The sequence below is a fragment of the Massilia rubra genome (assembly GCF_011682065.1).
Lineage (GTDB): Bacteria > Pseudomonadota > Gammaproteobacteria > Burkholderiales > Burkholderiaceae_D > Telluria_A > Telluria_A rubra.
Window position 1 is genome coordinate 19,353 of sequence record NZ_VUYU01000023.1, and the last position, 16,373, is coordinate 35,725.

Annotated in this window: 13 protein-coding genes; 9 read left to right on the plus strand and 4 right to left on the minus strand. The window is 66.0% G+C overall.

Annotation, left to right across the window (positions count from 1 at the left end; all coding sequences use genetic code 11):
• Positions 1-200 precede the first annotated feature (200 nt).
• Positions 201-632, plus strand: a complete 432-nt coding sequence (locus F0185_RS25865; protein WP_167229368.1) for a hypothetical protein — start codon at positions 201-203, stop codon at positions 630-632.
• Between the two features lie 205 nt (positions 633-837).
• A complete protein-coding gene (locus tag F0185_RS25870) occupies positions 838-4,125 on the plus strand; it encodes an amidohydrolase family protein (protein ID WP_167229370.1) in 3,288 nt (1,095 codons plus the stop codon).
• A gap of 23 nt (positions 4,126-4,148) precedes the next feature.
• On the opposite strand, the gene F0185_RS25875 is transcribed toward F0185_RS25870, so the two are convergent.
• A complete protein-coding gene (locus tag F0185_RS25875; RefSeq protein WP_167229372.1) occupies positions 4,149-4,490 on the minus strand; it encodes a hypothetical protein in 342 nt (113 codons plus the stop codon).
• 247 nt (positions 4,491-4,737) lie between these two features.
• Here F0185_RS25875 and F0185_RS25880 point away from each other — a divergent pair, with 247 nt between their 5' ends.
• The 6 genes from F0185_RS25880 (at position 4,738) to F0185_RS25905 (ending at position 10,577) form a co-directional block, all read left to right on the plus strand.
• Entirely contained in the window at positions 4,738-4,968 is a 231-nt protein-coding gene (locus F0185_RS25880; protein ID WP_167229374.1) for a hypothetical protein, read from the plus strand.
• Between the two features lie 131 nt (positions 4,969-5,099).
• On the plus strand, positions 5,100-5,654 hold the full coding sequence (locus F0185_RS25885) for a (2Fe-2S)-binding protein (RefSeq protein WP_167229376.1): 555 nt from the start codon (positions 5,100-5,102) through the stop codon (positions 5,652-5,654).
• Positions 5,651-6,679, plus strand: a complete 1,029-nt coding sequence (locus F0185_RS25890; protein ID WP_167229378.1) for an FAD binding domain-containing protein — start codon at positions 5,651-5,653, stop codon at positions 6,677-6,679. The genes F0185_RS25885 and F0185_RS25890 overlap by 4 nt, the downstream gene beginning before the upstream one ends.
• On the plus strand, positions 6,676-8,970 hold the full coding sequence (locus tag F0185_RS25895) for a xanthine dehydrogenase family protein molybdopterin-binding subunit (protein WP_370664066.1): 2,295 nt from the start codon (positions 6,676-6,678) through the stop codon (positions 8,968-8,970). The genes F0185_RS25890 and F0185_RS25895 overlap by 4 nt, the downstream gene beginning before the upstream one ends.
• Positions 8,971-9,091: 121 nt before the next feature.
• Positions 9,092-9,937: a universal stress protein gene (locus tag F0185_RS25900; protein WP_167229380.1), complete on the plus strand. Its 846-nt coding sequence runs from the start codon at positions 9,092-9,094 to the stop codon at positions 9,935-9,937.
• A 196-nt stretch (positions 9,938-10,133) separates the two neighbouring features.
• Entirely contained in the window at positions 10,134-10,577 is a 444-nt protein-coding gene (locus F0185_RS25905; RefSeq protein WP_167229382.1) for an Hsp20/alpha crystallin family protein, read from the plus strand.
• Between the two features lie 33 nt (positions 10,578-10,610).
• Here the strand turns inward: F0185_RS25905 and F0185_RS25910 are convergent, their stop codons facing one another.
• Positions 10,611-10,928, minus strand: a complete 318-nt coding sequence (locus F0185_RS25910) for a hypothetical protein (protein ID WP_167229384.1) — start codon at positions 10,926-10,928, stop codon at positions 10,611-10,613.
• A 118-nt stretch (positions 10,929-11,046) separates the two neighbouring features.
• On the minus strand, positions 11,047-12,474 hold the full coding sequence (locus F0185_RS25915; RefSeq protein WP_167229386.1) for an RtcB family protein: 1,428 nt from the start codon (positions 12,472-12,474) through the stop codon (positions 11,047-11,049).
• Between the two features lie 221 nt (positions 12,475-12,695).
• Here F0185_RS25915 and F0185_RS25920 point away from each other — a divergent pair, with 221 nt between their 5' ends.
• Entirely contained in the window at positions 12,696-13,808 is a 1,113-nt protein-coding gene (locus F0185_RS25920) for an ABC transporter substrate-binding protein (protein WP_370664067.1), read from the plus strand.
• Here F0185_RS25920 and cphA read toward each other — a convergent pair.
• Complete coding sequence (gene cphA / locus F0185_RS25925) at positions 13,776-16,373, minus strand: cyanophycin synthetase (protein ID WP_167229388.1); 2,598 nt, start codon at positions 16,371-16,373, stop codon at positions 13,776-13,778. The two genes, F0185_RS25920 and cphA, sit on opposite strands and share 33 nt — an antisense overlap.

Here is a 16,373-nt window from a genome sequence, read left to right on the forward strand (position 1 = left end):
TAGCGAACAGAAGCGGATGCCTGGCAAGGCGCACGCCGCGACGCAGTGCGAGCACTGCTAGCGGTGGGCAACGCAGCAAGGCACCGCTTATGGAAGCTAGAAATGACAAGAATTTATGCGCACTTACTTAAGCTGGCGCCCGGTGACCGCCCCTTCGGCTGCTGCCGGGCGCATGTTGATTATCTGAGAAAAGGAAATGTATGGGAATATTGACCGACGTCGTCATCGCGCGGCCGGATGAAGCGGAAGCGATCGGCCTGTCGGATTATCCGGCCGAGTCATGGACGACACTCGACATGAAAGGCATTCTCTATGAGGACTTCGGGACGCTGTACGCCGTCATTACCGGCACAGCATGCGATGGCGATCTTGAGCAGTTCCTGCCTTTCGTCGCCGGCGACAAGGACGACGGTCCGTGGGTGTTCCGGTTTAACGATGACATACTGGGCGCGATCGCTGCTATTGCCCCAGGCGCGATCGAACAGGTAGCGGCGGCCTGGGCCGCCTCCGAAGGCTTGCAGATGGGGGACTGGTCGGTCGAGGACGCCAGCGCTGTGATCGTCGGCCTCGTCGATCTTGCGTGCCAGGCCAGGAAGAATGAGCTGGCGATGTTTGTCTGGACGTCGTTGTAACTCCGCATTCGGCATCAAGGGAACGTCATGCGACTGGTCTATGAATCCGATGGAAAGAAAACCCTGGTAAGACCGTGTCTCATCCATGCGTCTTTACGACAGCGCCGCCGTTTGCCCGCAGCACCATCCCCATCGTAGAATCGGTTGCTCATCGGCAGCGCTACCCGCGCCGCCGGAACTGTCAACCCATTCTCTACAGAGACTCATGCACCCACTTCGCGCCACCGTCCTGGCCGCCATCCTGGCCTCATCCGCGTCCGGCGCTATTGCCGCCGACGACACCAGCACCGACAAGAAAAAGTGGGATGTCAACCATCCCCCCGGCCCGGCCGGCACCGTCAAGATCGACACCGCCACCGGCACCTGGATGAGCGTCGACGTCAGCCCGGACGGCAAGCAGATTGTGTTCGACCTGCTGGGCGACCTGTATCTGCTGCCCATCGCCGGCGGTGAAGCCAGGCCGCTGACCCACTCGATGGCCTGGGAAATGCAGGCGCGCTTTTCGCCCGACGGCAAGCAACTGGCCTATATGTCGGACGCGGCCGGCGGCGACAATATCTGGATCATGAATGTGGATGGCAGCGGCGCGCGCGAAGTAAGCAAGGAAAAGTTCCGCCTGTTGAACAACCCGGTATGGCATCCGAACGGCAAGTTCATCGCCGCGCGCAAGCATTATTCCGGCACCCGCTCGCTCGGTTCCGGCGAAATCTGGATGTTCCACACCCAGGGCGGCGGGGTGCAGCTCAACGAAAAGCCGAACTGGCAGAAGGACCTGGGCGAGCCGGCGTTTTCGCCGGACGGACGCTACGTCTACTACTCGCAGGACACCACCGGCGGCACGGTATTCGAGTACAACAAGAATTCGAATGCGCAGATTTACCAGATCTTCCGGCGCGACCTGAAAGAAGAAAAGACCAAGCCCTTCGTGAGCGGCCCGGGCGGCGCGGTGCGGCCGACCCCGTCGCCGGACGGAAAGTACCTGGCCTTCGTGCGGCGCGTGCGCAACCAGTCGACCCTGTTCCTCAAAGACCTGTCCACCGGCATCGAAACGCCGGCCTGGAGCGGGCTGGAACGCGACCTGCAGGAAGCCTGGGCCATCCACGGCGTATATCCCGCGTTCAGCTGGATGCCGGGCAGCAAAGAAATCGTGGTCTGGGCCAAGGGCAAGATCTGGCGCGTCGATCCCTTCGCCAAATCGGCCAGGGAGATCCCCTTCCACGTCAAGGATACGCGCGAGGTGCGCGAAGCGCTGCGCTTCCCGCACGCGGTCGCACCCGACCAGTTCGACGTGCGCCAGTTGCGCTGGGTCAACGTGGCGCCGCAAGGCAACAAGGTGGTCTACTCGGCGCTCGGCCACCTGTACCTGCGCGACTTGCCCAACGGCGAGCCTCGGCGTTTGACGCGCCAGGGCGACCATTTCGAGTACTTTCCCAAATTCTCGCGCGACGGCGAGCGCATCGTGTTCGCCACCTGGGATGACGAAAAACTCGGTTCGATCCGCACCATCGACCTGAAAAGCGGCAAGGAAACCACCCTCACTAGCACGCCCGGAAAATACACCGAGCCGGCCTTCTCGCCCGACGGCAAGGACGTGGTCTACGTCAAAGGGCAGGGGCGCTTCCTGCTCAGCCCATGGCACGGGCTCGACACCGGCGTCTACAAGGTCGCCAGCGATGGCAAGGGCAAGCCGGTGCTGGTCACCGACGATGGCCGCGCGCCGCAGTACGCCGCCGACAGCAACCATGTGTACGTTACGCGCTCGGTGACCGCCAATGAAGTCGATACGACCACCTCGCTGGTGCGCATCCGCCTCGACAAGAACGAGGAGCACGCGATCGTAAAAGGCGAGTTCGTCACCAATTTCAGCCTCTCGCCGGACGGCGCCTGGCTGGCCTACGGCGAGCGCTTCCATACCTGGGTGGCGCCGCTGCCGATGGCCGGCAAGGTCATCACCATCGGCGAAAAGACCGAAGCCTTGCCGGTGCGCCAGCTCGACCTTGATGCCGGCGACTACCTGCACTGGTCGGGCGACAGCAGCGCGCTGCACTATTCGCTGGGCGACCAGCTGTTCACGCGCGAGCTTAAAAACGCCTTCGCACCGGGCGACCCGGATCCCAAAAAGGAAAAGCTGCGATTGAGCGCGCTGGCGGCCCAGCCGGGCGTGAAAATCGGTTTTCGCGCCCAGTCGGGCTCGCCGCGCGCCACGGTGGTGATCGACGGCGCGCGCATCGTGACCATGAAAGGCGATGAAGTGATCGAGAACGGGCGCATCGTCATTCGGGACAAGCGCATCGCCGCCATCGGCACGGCGGCCGACGTTGCCGTGCCGGCCGGCGCAACGCGCATCGACGCCACTGGCAAGAGCATCATCCCGGGGCTGGTCGACGCGCACTGGCACGGCACGATGGGCGAAGACGGCATCGTGCCGCAGCAAAGCTGGGTCGATTACGCCGGCCTGGCCTTCGGCGTGACCACGGTGCACGATCCGTCCAACGATACCGGCACCATCTTCACCCATAGCGAGCTGCAGCGCACCGGCCAGGTGGTCGGGCCGCGCATCTATTCGACCGGCACCATCCTGTACGGCGCCAAGGGCAACTTCGCCGCCCCTGTCGAGAGCCTGGACGACGCGCTCACGCACGTGCGGCGCCTGAAAGAGGGCGGGGCGATCAGCGTCAAGAGCTATAACCAGCCGCGCCGCGAGCAGCGCCAGCAAATCCTGGAGGCGGCGCGTCAGAGCGGCATGATGGTGGTGCCCGAAGGCGGCTCGCTGTTCCAGCACAATATGACGATGGTGGTCGATGGTCACACCGGCGTCGAGCATTCGATTCCGGTGGAAGACGCCTACGACGACGTCAAGCAGCTCTGGTCGCAGACCAGGGTCGGCTACACCCCGACCCTGGTGGTGTCGTACGGCGGCCTCGATGGCGAGCATTACTGGTACGCGCGCACCGATGTCTGGCGCCATCCGATCCTGTCGCGCTATGTGCCGCGCGCGGTGCTCGAGTCGCGCTCGATCCGCCGCGAGACCGCGCCGGAAGAAGACTTCAACGTGCACCGGGTGGCGCGCACCGCCACGGCCTTGCAGCGGGTGGGCGTGCCGGTCAATATCGGCGCGCACGGCCAGCGCGAAGGGCTGGGCGCGCATTGGGAGATGTGGTCGCTGGTCCAGGGCGGCATGACGCCGCTCGAAGCGATCCGTTCGGCCACGCTCAACGGCGCGCGCTATCTGGGCCTGGACAAGGATGTCGGCTCGCTCGAAGTGGGCAAGCTGGCCGACCTGTCGATCATCGACGGCGACGTGCTCAAGGATATCCGCACCTCGGACCGCCTGACGCATGTGATGATCGGCGGGCGCGTGTACGAGACGGCGACCATGAACGAGGTCGGCGCCACGCCGAAAGCGCGCAAGCCGTTCTTCTTCGAAGGCGTGAACGGAGCCAGCGCGCCGGTGGAAACGGTCAGCCACAGCCACGGCGACGGTAGCCACTGAGGCCTGTGCGGCCGTCTTGCCGGCTACGGCTCCCGGTTCGCCTGGGATGCGTAGCCGGAGGTGGCGCCGCCATACGGCGTCACGTCCAGGTCGCCAATCCAGGGCGGGCACGCGTTCGACAGGCAGCGGCTGTCGTCGGTTCCCCCCAGCGGTGGCTTGAGTATTTCCTTGTGTACCTGCGAGATCGCCGTTCGCAGCAGCACTTCAGCCAGGGCCGGTGTCGGCGCATGCTCGCCCGGCCCGCCGCTTAGCGTGAACGAAAACACCATGCGTGCCGGCCCGTCCGGCGCCGTGATTTCCACCACGCCCATCCCATCCCCGTCAAACTCCACCGCGCCAATGGCCCTGCCAATTCGCTGGGACACGAAGTGGCGTTCATAGCGTTCCATCCCGCCTCCTCAGTTACCAAAAGTCGCCAATTTATCACTGCTGCATGAACTCCGCCAACACCGTTCCGCAACCGTTGTGTGAGCAAGAAAACGCGTGGTGTCATGAAAAGGGGTGTAAATTCTCCGATGGGAAATCATCCATAGCGAAGCGCTATTGGTGGACTTGATTAATCTCGGCTATTGTAAAAAGGGGTAGATGGATCCGACCAGAAAGGCTCACCAATTGAATGCTCCCGATCGTCGCCAATGCGACAACAGCGGCTTGTCCCTCCTGGTCGATCTTGGTGTCACCTACGACCGTACCCTGAGCCGCCAGGTGGCGCTGGCGTACTTCCGCGCGTCCGACATTCCGCCCGCCGTGGTCGAGCGCGTGCTGCAGGGCGCGTCGACCCGGCGCCTGACCGATTGGGAGCAGTTCCATCTAAACAACAACGTCAAGGGAAGCTGCGGCTGAGCGGTCTTTCTGGCTTGTGACTTGCGCGACACACAAATACATTACCAATGGTTACGAACGTTCGTTCGCTAACAGATTAAAACGTGCATTCTGGATAAAGTTAGCTCCCACACAAGCCGAGTCGACACTCCATGGACGCCCATATCAAGGCCGCGCACGCGCCGGCCGCCCCTACGTATCCCATCAACCTGCGCATCAACGGCCAACAGCACCAGGTCGAGGTCGAAGCCTGGGTCACCCTGCTCGACCTGCTGCGCGAGCGCGCCGGGCTGACCGGCACCAAGAAGGGCTGCGATCATGGCCAGTGCGGCGCTTGCACGGTGCTGGTCGGCGGCAAGCGCATCAATTCCTGCCTGACCCTGGCGGTGATGCAGAACGGTAAGGAGGTCGTCACGGTGGAAGGCCTGGCCGATGGCGCCAAGCTGCATCCGCTCCAGCAAGCCTTCATCGACCACGACGCCTTCCAGTGCGGCTACTGCACGCCCGGCCAGCTGTGTTCGGCCATCGGCCTGATGCGCGAAGGCGAAGCGCGCACGGTGGCCGAGGTGCGCGAGCTGATGAGCGGCAACGTCTGCCGCTGCGGCGCCTATCCGCAGATTGTCGCCGCCGTTACCGAGGTGATGGGCCTGGCCGAACACAAGGACAATCCCGACCGCCCTTACATTCCCGGCACGGTGCCCGCATGAACCCGATGACCTTCCACGCGCCGCAAGCGACTGCCGACGCGCTGCGCCACCTCGGCAACGCCAGCGCCGCCGTCATTGCCGGCGGCACCAACCTGGTCGACCTGATGAAAGAGGGCGTCATGCGCCCCACGACCCTGGTCGACATCAACAGCCTGCCGCTGGACGCCATCGCGCCCACGGCGCAAGGCGGCCTGCTGCTCGGCGCCACCGCGCGCAATGCCGATACCGCCTACCACCCGCTGGTGCGCACGCGCTACCCGCTGCTGTCGGCGGCGATCCTGGCCGGCGCCTCGCCCCAGATCCGCAACATGGCCACCGACGGCGGCAACCTGCTGCAGCGCACGCGCTGCCACTATTTCTACGACACCGCCGTCCCCTGCAACAAGCGCGAGCCGGGCAGCGGGTGTTCGGCCATCGGCGGCCTGACGCGCCAGCACGCCATTCTCGGCGCCAGCGAGCATTGCATCGCCACCCACCCGTCCGACATGTGCGTGGCGCTGGCGGCGCTTGGCGCGGTGGTCCATGCCAGCTCCGCGCAGGGCGAACGGCGCATCGACTTTGCCGACTTCCACCGCCTGCCGGGCGCCAGTCCGGAGCGCGACAACACCTTGCTGCCCGGTGAGCTGATCACCGCCATCGAACTGCCGCCCGGCGCGCAGTATGCCGCCCACTCGGCCTACCTCAAGTTCCGCGACCGCGCTTCGTATGCCTTTGCGCTGGTATCGGTCGCCGCCGCGCTCGACATCGGGCCGGACGGCGTCGTGCGCGCCGCCCGCGTGGCACTGGGCAGCGTGGCCCACAAACCATGGCGCGTGCCGGCCGCCGAGACGCTCTTGGTCGGCCAACGCCCCGACAGCGCGCTGTTTGACGCCTGCGCCGCGCTCCTGCTGGCCGGCGCGCGCGGCCAGGGACAAAACGATTTCAAGATTCCGATGGCGCGCCGCGCGGTCGTGCGCGCGCTCGAACAAGCCGCCGCCGGCACCATCGACAACATGCACGCACCGGACACCAAGGAGTCACTGTGACCGACCTGATTGAAGCACTGCGCACGCCCGTCGCCGACGAAGGCACCGGCCCCGTCACCATCGGCATGGCCGTCTCGCGCGTCGATGGCCGCGACAAGGTCACCGGCCAGGCGCGCTACGCCGCCGAACACCCGGCCGCGCATCCAGCCGATCCGCTGTTATACGGCGTCGTCGTCAGCGGCGCCGTCACCAAGGGACGCATCGCCTCCATCGACGCCGCCAGCGCGCTCGCCGTGCCCGGCGTGGTCGATGTGATCACCCACGAAAACCGTCCGCGCCTGCGCTCCTTCGACCTGTTTTACAAGGACATGACGGCCCCCGGCGGCTCGCCATTCCGCCCGCTCTACGACGACAAGATCCACAGCAGCGGCCAGCCGGTCGCGCTGGTGGTGGCCGACACGTTCGAAGCGGCGCGCCATGGCGCCTCGCTGGTGCATATTGCCTACGAAGTCGAAGAACACCAAACGAGCCTGCTGCAGAACATGGAGCACAGCCACAAGCCGAGCCGCCTGAAGGCCGGCTACACGCCGCCGCCCGAACCGAAAGGCTTTGCCGACGAGATGTGGGACAAGGCCGTGGTGCGCATCGAAGGCGAGTATTACAGCGGCGTGGAGCACCACAACCCGCTCGAAATGTTCGCCTCGACCGTGGTGCGCGGCGACGACGGCCACCTGACCATCTACGACAAGACCCAGAGCTCGCAAAACAGCCGCTGGTATGTGTCGCATGTATTCGGCCTGTCCAAGGACAAGGTCACCGTGCGCAACCCGTACGTGGGCGGCGCCTTCGGTTCCGGCCTGCGCCCGCAATACCAGCTGGCGCTGGCCGTGATGGCCGCGCTCAAGCTGGAACGCTCGGTGCGCGTGGTGCTCACGCGCCAGCAGATGTTCAGCTTCGGGCACCGTCCCGAAACCATCCAGCGCGTGCGCCTGGGGGCGCGTCCGGACGGCACCCTCACTTCCATCATCCACGAAGCGCTGGCCGAAACCTCGCGCAACGAGGACTACGTCGAAGTGGTGGTCAACTGGTCGGGCCAGCTGTACGCCTGCGAGCATATCCGCCTCGGCTACAAGCTCGTCGCCCTGGACCGCTTCAGTCCCATGGACATGCGCGCCCCTGGCGCCGCGCACGGCGTGCACGCGCTCGAAGTGGCGATGGATGAACTGTCGTACGAACTGAAAATGGACCCGCTGGCGCTGCGCCTGAAAAACTACGCCGACATCGACCCCACCGACGGCCTGCCGTATTCGACCAAGGAGCTGCGCGCCTGCTACGAGCAGGGCGCGCAGCGCTTCGGCTGGCGCCAGCGTCCGCTCGAGGCGCGCGCCATGCGCGAAGGCCACGAATTGATCGGCTGGGGCATGGCCACCGGCATGTGGGACGCGATGCAAATGTTTGCGCGCGCCAGCGCCGTGTTGCATGCCAACGGCAACCTGGTTGTCTCGAGTGCGGCCACCGACATCGGCACCGGCACCTACACGGCGATGTGCATCATCGCCGCCGACGCCATGGGCATGCCGCTCGAACGGGTGCGCTTCCAGCTCGGCGACTCGACCTTGCCGGTCGCGCCGGTCGAAGGCGGTTCGTCGCACGTGGCCACGGTCGGTTCGGCGGTGCAGGGCGTGTGCGACAAGCTGAAAAAGAGTTTGTTCAAGCTGGCCCGCAAGATGCCCGATTCGCCGTTCGCCAAGGTCCGTATCGAGGACGTCGACTTTGTCGCCGGCGGCCTGCGCCTGCGCGCGCAACCGGTGCACATCGTGCCCTTGCAAGCGATCCTGGCGTCCGACGGCGCCGAGCGGCTGGAAGAAAAATACATGATGCTGCCGAATATGCTCAAGCAGCAGAAGTACCTGCGCGCCACCCACTCGGCGGTGTTCGTGGAGGTGCGCGTCGATGAAGCGTTCGGGACTGTGCGCGTGACGCGCGTGGTCAGCGCCATTGCGGCCGGGCGCATCATCAACGCCAAGGCGGCGCGCAGCCAGATCGTCGGTGGCGTGGTCTGGGGCATCGGCCAGGCGCTGCACGAAGAAACCCAGTCCGACGACCGGCTGGGCCGCTTCATGAACCACAACCTGGGCGAATATCACGTGTCGGTCAACGCCGACATCCACGATATCGATGTGCTGTTCGTGGAGGAGGATGACCGCATCGTCAGCCGCCTCGGCGCCAAGGGCGTGGGCGAAATCGGCCAGGTGGGCGTGGCAGCGGCGGTCTGCAACGCGATTTACCACGCCACCGGCCGCCGCGTGCGCAGCACGCCGATGACGCCCGATAAGGTAATGGCGCCGTAAGCAACGCGTCAGCGCGCGACCGCAGGCGCGCCGATTGGTTCGCACGCGCACCATGATTGATCTCAAGCCCCGACCTGAGCGGCGTCATACAGTAAAGGCGGATCAGGGGAGGGCGGTCATCATGAGCTACAAGACGATCGTCGTGCATGTGGGCGACGAACCAAACGCCGGCGCATGCTACGCCTACGCGGCCGAGCTGGCGCAGATGGACCAGGCCCACCTTATCGGGCTGGCCAGCAGTGACGTGTCGCGCTTCCTGCGCGAGACGGTCGTCACCAATAATTTGAACCCGTCCATCGCGCCCGTGCTCGAGACGCTGCGCGAACGCACCGCATCCGCGCTCGACCAGTTCGAACGCGTCGCGGCCAGCTTCGCGCTGGCCGGCTTCGAGCGGCGCGCGGTCGACGACGAGCCGCGCTTGAGCCTGAGCGCACTGGCGCGCTACTGCGACTTGTGCGTCCTGGGCCAGGCCGATGCGGTGCGTGGCGTATCGCTGCCGTCAGGGGGGCTGGCGGCCGACGTGGCCAAAGCCAGCGGGACGCCGGTGTTGCTGGTGCCGCATGCGCAGGCGCCGGCCTGGCCGATCCGGCGCATCCTGCTCGGCTGGAACGGCAGCCGCGAAGCGGGGCGCGCCATGCGCTTCGCCTTGCCGCTGTTGCAGCGCGCCAGTGCGGTCGATGTGGCGATCCTCGATGCCGGCTCGCTCCAGAGTGGGGGCGGGGCCAGTCTTCGCCCGGTAACGGCCATCGGCCAGGCCCTGGCGCGCCACGGTGTACGGGCCGACATGGTGCTGCGCGACGACGCGGGCGACGCCGGCGCGGCCTTGCTGGCGCTGGCCGCCGAACGCGGGGCGGACTTGCTGGTCATGGGGTGCTACGGGCACTCGCGCCTGCGCGAACTGCTGCTCGGCGGCGCCACCCGCACGGTGCTCAAGTCGATGACGCTGCCGGTGTTCATGGCGGCGTGACGCCGCACAATGCATATGCGCCGCGCCGGCGTCTTGTGCCGCCATCAATCCGGCGCACGAGCAAGTGGCGCGCTTTTGACCTGCCTCAGATACCGCGTCGATTGAACGCTTATGATCGCAAATCCGACGCGGCAAGGCGGCCCGTCACCGCGGGCGCCGGTCCGCAATCCGAGTAATCCAATTGAAGGAGAACGCGATGGCCAATCATCTTACCCGTTTCGACCCCGGCACCCAGATCAGCCGGCTGGACCCGTTCCGCAATGTCGACAGCCTGTTCAACGCCTTCGACCTGATGCGCCCATGGCGCGCCTTCGACAGCGAAGCGATCCGCATGGATGTCAGCGAAACCGACCAGGCTTTCGTGGTCCGGGCCGACATGCCGGGCGTAAAAAAGGAAGACCTCAAGGTCTCGATTGACGGCAATGAAGTCACCATCAGCGCCGATGTCACCGAGGAGCAGGAGCACAAGGAAGGCAGCAGCATGTGGCGCGAGCGCTTCCACGGCCAGCAGTTCCGTACCTTTACCTTGCCCCAGCAGGTGGACGACGAGAAGGCGACGGCAAGCTGCCGTGACGGCGTGCTCGAGCTGACCTTGCCCAAGAAGCCGGGTGGCGGCGCCAAACGCCTGACCGTCCAGTAACGGACGGCAGGGCGCACAGGCGCCGGCGCGCTGTCAACGCTCCGGATTCTTGTCGCACTGCTCCCAGGCGATGTTGCGTATTTCTTCGAACGATTTGCCGGTGCCGTGTACGTAGACGGCATCGAGCATGGATTCGACCTGCGCGGCGGAACGGGTTTTCAGATCCGTCCCGCTCATCGCTGCACGAACCTCGTCGCGCGTGGCGCCCTTGTCGCGACGAAGCGCAATGCCGGCGACGGTATTGGCCTGCATGCCACAATCGATACTGCGGCGGTTCTCCTTGTACACCCTGGCGAACAGCACGCCGCCGACGATCACGGCGACGAGGACTAACAAAAGCGCTTTTTTCATGAACCGGTATTGTCGGGATGAAGACAGAACATGCTAGTTTAGCAAATCTGCCTTCACTCTCATGACGGGCCGCGGAAATCCGCGCGCCCGCATGCCGCTCCAGCTGCCGACAGTGCCCTCACGCCTTGAACGTCAGCAGTGGTGAAAAGCGCGCGATCGGGCGCGCCAGGCCTTCCTCGACCTGGGAGGTGATGACCGGCCCGATCGGCTTGTACGCGCCGGGCGCCTCTTCGATGCGACGCTCTTCGCGCAAGGTGATGCATTCGAACGGCCGCTGCCCGCCGGCCTGGCCGTCGTGCTTCGACTTCCAGGCCATCTCCATGCGCGAGACGGCCCGTCCGGCGCCGTGGCTGGCCGAACTGGCCCAGCGTTCGTGCCCGAGTCCATCGAGCAGGTAGGAGTCGTCGCCCATCGAGCCGGGAATGAGCAGGGCTTGCCCGGCGTGCGCCGGCGTGGCGCCCTTGCGGTGCACATTGCCGCCCGCTTCACTGAGCACGATATTGTGCGGCACGTCGCACACCAGCGGCATCGCCTGGTCGCCGAATACCTGGCGAATGCGCTGGCGCACCAGTTCCACGATCAGCGCCCGGTTGGCGTCGGCGTAGTGGGCGGCGGCGTGCATCGCCGTCAGGTACTCGGCGGCCAGCGGCCCGCACAGGCCATACAGGCCGGACTCTGGATGCTTGACGCCGGCCGGCCATTCGGCTTTTGCGCGGTCCATCCAGCGCGTGCCGATGTACGAGCCCACATCGCGCGAGCCGGTATGCACCATCAGCGCCAGTTGGCCCGGGCGCACGCCCAGCTCAAAAGCGCGGTGGCGGTCCAGCACCTGCGCCACGTACTGGAACTCGCAGAAGTGGTTGCCCGCGCCGAGGGTGGCCAGGCCCGGATCGCGCAGCAGGCCGCGCCGGGTATCTTGCAGCGCTTCCGGCGCGTAGGCGGGATTGCCCTTGACGTGTGAGGCGTAAAACAGGCGCGCCGTTTCCGCTTCGACCTGGGCGAAGTCGATTTTCTCGAACAAGCCTTCGCGCGTGTTGCGCATGGCGCGCCAGAAGGCGCCCAGGCCGTCGGCAAACAGCGCCGTCATGGCGCCTGGCGTGGTCGGCACATTGCGGGCGGCCTCCAGCAGGTCGCCCTTGAGCAGCGCCACCAGGCGTTCCTTGTGCGCCAAAAAGCGCTCGAGCGGCACGTCGATCACATGCAGGCGCATGCCGCAGTTGATGTCGCGCCCGATCGATTCGGGCACCACGAAGTCGTGGTTGGTGACCAGGATGCTGCCGACCGGTACCGGCGCGCCGGGATGGAAGTCGGGCGTGGCGCAGGCGCGGCACACGTGCCCGCCGAGCGGGTGGCGCATGCCGGCGAACGCCAGCAACTGGCTGACCGCTTTCGCTTCGAGCGGCAGGCTCTCGGGCAGCAGGATTTCGGCGCGCACATCGGCGCGCAAGGTCGATTGCACGCGCAGGATATTGCCTTCGCGTTCGGCGAAGATGTTGTGGGAGGCGAGGGCTTTGGCCAGTCGTTTGGCCGATACGGTAGTGCTCATTTTTGGCTGCTTTCTGTAGACGAAGAAAAACGCACCTTCGAAAAGGCGGTTTCTTCAGAGGCAGCAGCCAATACAACGAAGAACGCGGATTATATCAGCCAAACACGGCGATGTGGCATTTTCGATATTGTTGAGATGAAAATGGAATCAATGTTGCACCGCGTCATCACCCTGTCATACCTGTTGCGTACCATCGCGGTTTTCATCCCCGAGAGTTGACCGTGAAGTCCTGTATCCGTGCCCTGTGGCTGGCAATGCGCATTTGTGTCACCTTGCTGGCCACCAGCGCGACCGCCTACGCGCAAATCGTGGTCGGCCATGCCATCGACCTGTCCGGTCCCAACGGCGCCATCGGCCGCGATTACGTGGCCGGCATCACCACCTATTTCGACAGCGTCAACGTCAAGGGCGGCATCAATGGCAAGAAGATCGTCTACACCGTGCGCGACGACCGCGGCGTGGCGGCCGATTCGGCCCGGCTGGCCACGTCCCTGATCCAGCAGGACCGGGTCGGCTACCTGCTGGGCGCCATCGGCCCGGAGTCGACCCAGGCCATTTTGGCGGCGCCGGCCTTCGCCGACTCGCGCCACGTGCTGTTTGCGCCGCTGACGGACGCCTTCGCGGCGCCGCGCGGGCGCGTGATTTTCTGGCGACCGAGCATGGAGCACGAGTGCCAGTTCATCCTCGCTTACTTCGACAAGCTGGGACTGAAAAAAGTCGGTATCGTGTTGCAGGACACGCCGCAGAACCAGAAGACGTACAAGATGGTGACCGACGAATTGCGCAAGCGCGGCATGACCCTGGCCGGCACGGTGCGCGTGTCGCCCAATATCGACGCCGACGCCAGGCAGTTAAGCGCCTCGGGCGCCAAGGTGGTGCTGATGATCGCCGATACCATCGGCGCCTCGCAGTTCCTCAAGGCCTTTCGCAAGCATGACGCCAGCACCTTCGTGGCCGGCACCTCGCTGATCAACCTGGCGACGCTGAGCGAAATCGCCGGCGCGCGCGCCACCGAGTGGACCGTGTTTTCGCAGGTCGTGCCCAATCCCGGCAGCACCGCCTCGGTACTGCAGTCCGAGCATATCGACATGATGAAGAAATTCCGCGACGAGCCGGTATCGGCCATTACGCTCGAAGGGTTCGCGGTCGCCAAGACGCTGGTCAAGGTGATCCAGATGGAGGCGGCCGGAAAAGGCGGCTTGCAAACCGTCGCCGCCAGCCGCACCCCGATCGATATCGGCGGCATGACGATCCAGTCATCCGACCGCAAGAGCACCATGTCCGAATTCGTCGATATCGCCTTATTCAAGCGGGACGGTCGCCTGATGTACTGATGCCGCCAGCGCCGGCGCGGCTTGTACCGGGTCGACGTAGCGCGCCGTTTCGCGCAGGGCGGTGGCGGCGGATCCGCAGGCAAACACCAGCACGTCGCCCGGCCGGCAGCATGCCATCGCCGCCGTAAAGGCGTCGCTGACCGGCACGATCGCGTGCAGCAGATGTTCTTCCTTGCCGGCGCGGCGTGCGCCGTCGAGGATTGTTTGCGCCGTCTCGCCGCTGGCGCGTCCGCGCGGGTCGGCTTCGTACACGAACAGTTCATCGAAACCTTCGGCGCAGGTCTGCCCGATGTCGAGCAGGTCGGCTTCGCGCCGGTCGCCGGGGCAGGTGAGCAGCGCGATACGCCGTCCGCCCGAGAGCGACTGCGCCATCGACGCCATGGCCGCGTAAGCGGCCGGGTTGTGCGCGTAGTCGACCACGATGGTGACGCCTTGCGCGCTGTAGATGTTCGAGCGCAGCGGGTTGTTGTCGCGGTCCGATACAAAGGTCGACAAGGCCAGCGCGATCTGCGCATGGGTAAAATCGGCCCCCATCAGCGCGGCCGCCGCAGCCAGGGCGTTGGCGATGTTGTAGCGCGCGTGGCCCTGCATGCTCGACGGCATGCGCTCGGCGTGCAGCAACCCGGCCCTGCGCGAGCCGTCGGCCAGGATCAGCGCATTGTCCTGGTAGTAGGCGGCGCGCCCGCCGTTATCGAGGTGGCGCAGCAGGACCGGGTTTTCCGGCTCCATCGAAAAGAAGATGCGCTCCACGTCGGTCGGCACCTGCGCGCTCATCGCCACGCACAGGCGGTCGTCGGCATTGAGCACTACCGCACGCGAGGCGGCGTTGGCCACCACCGCCTTCACGCTTGCCAGTTCGGCCACGGTGTCCACGCCGTCCAGCCCCAGGTGGTCGGCCGACACGTTCAGCACCACCGCCACCGCGCAGCGATCGAACGCCAGGCCGCGCTTGAGGATGCCGCCACGCGCCGTTTCCAGCACCGCCAGATCGACCGTCGGCGTGGTCAAGAGGGTGCGCGCCGAATGGTAGCCGGCGCAGTCGCCCTCGATGATCCGGTGGCCGTCGATGAAAACGCCTTCGGTGGTGGTCACGCCCGTGCAGAGGCCCGCCAGGCGCGCCGCGTGCGCGATCATCAGCGACGTTGTGGTCTTGCCGTTGGTGCCGGTAACCGCAATGACGGGAATGCGCCCGTCGCCCTGGCCGAACATAGCCTCCACGATGGCCTCGCCGGCGTTGCGGGCCTGGCCCCGGCTCGGATACTCGTGCATGCGGATGCCGGGCGCCGCATTGACTTCGATCAGGGCGCCGCGCTGCTCGCGCAGGCACAGCGAAATATCGCCGCAGATGACATCGATGCCCGCCACATCCAGGCCGATGATCCGCGCCGCGCGGATGCACATCTCGCGCGTGGACGGGTGCACCAGGTCGGTCACGTCTTCGGCGGTGCCGCCAGTGGACAGGTTGGCGTTCCCGCGCAGTCGCACCTCGACGCCGGCGGGCACCACGGAGTCTGGCGTGAACCCCTGTTCCGCCAGCAGCGCGAGCGCCAGTTCGTCGAGGCGCAGGCGCGTGAGGATGTTGGCGTGCCCCTCGCCACGGGCCGGATTGCGGTTTTCGAGATCGACCAGTTCCTGGACGGTGGCCGCGCCATCGCCGCTGATGGCGGGCGGGCGGCGCAGCGAGGCGGCGGCGAGTTTGCCGCCGGTGACCAGCAGGCGGTAGTCGCGCCCCGCGATGAAGCGCTCGACGATGACGCGGCGAGCGTACTGGCGCGCGAAATCGAAGGCGACGCGCACGCTGTCGGCGTCGCCGCATTCGGTGGTGACGCCCTTGCCCTGGTTGCCGTCGAGCGGCTTGACGGTGACCGGAAAGCGCAGGCGCACCGCCAGCGCCACCGCTTCATCGGCGCTGGCGGCCACGCCGCCTTTCGGTACCGGGATGCCGCCTTGGTCCAGCAAGGTCTTGGTCAACTGCTTGTTGCTGGCGATGCCGACCGCGATGGTGGAGGTGGCGCCGGTGACGGTCGCCTGCAGGCGCTTCTGGCGGCTGCCCCAGCCCAGCTGGAACAGATTGGCTTCGTCGGTCAGGCGCAGCGTGGGAATGCCGCGCGCCTGCGCCGCGCTCACCACGGCCGCCGTGCTGGTGCCCATGGCGCCGCGTTCGGCCACGTCGCGCAGCGCGTCGAGCCGTTCGCTCCAGTCGGGCGCTTCGCCGCGCGCCGCCGCCCGCACCATGTCGAGCGCCAGCGTCATCGCCTCGACGCCGACCTGCTCGCGCTGGTAAGCGACGACAATGCGCCAGCGGGTGTCGTCGACCTGGCCGGTCAGGGAGAAGCTGACCGGCGTGCCGGCCACACTTTGCAGCTCCACGGCCGCTTGCTCGGCCGCGTGCGCGGGCGTGGTGAAGCTGCGCCGGCCGGCCAGGCCGGGCAACTGCGCCAGCAAGGCGTCGGCGAAGCCGGGACCGATGGCGCACGAATCGCCGGTGTCGATCACGGTTTGCAGGCAGGTCAGCCGGGACCAGCGATTGGGGCCGCGCAGCACGCGCTGTTCGATGATGTTCAT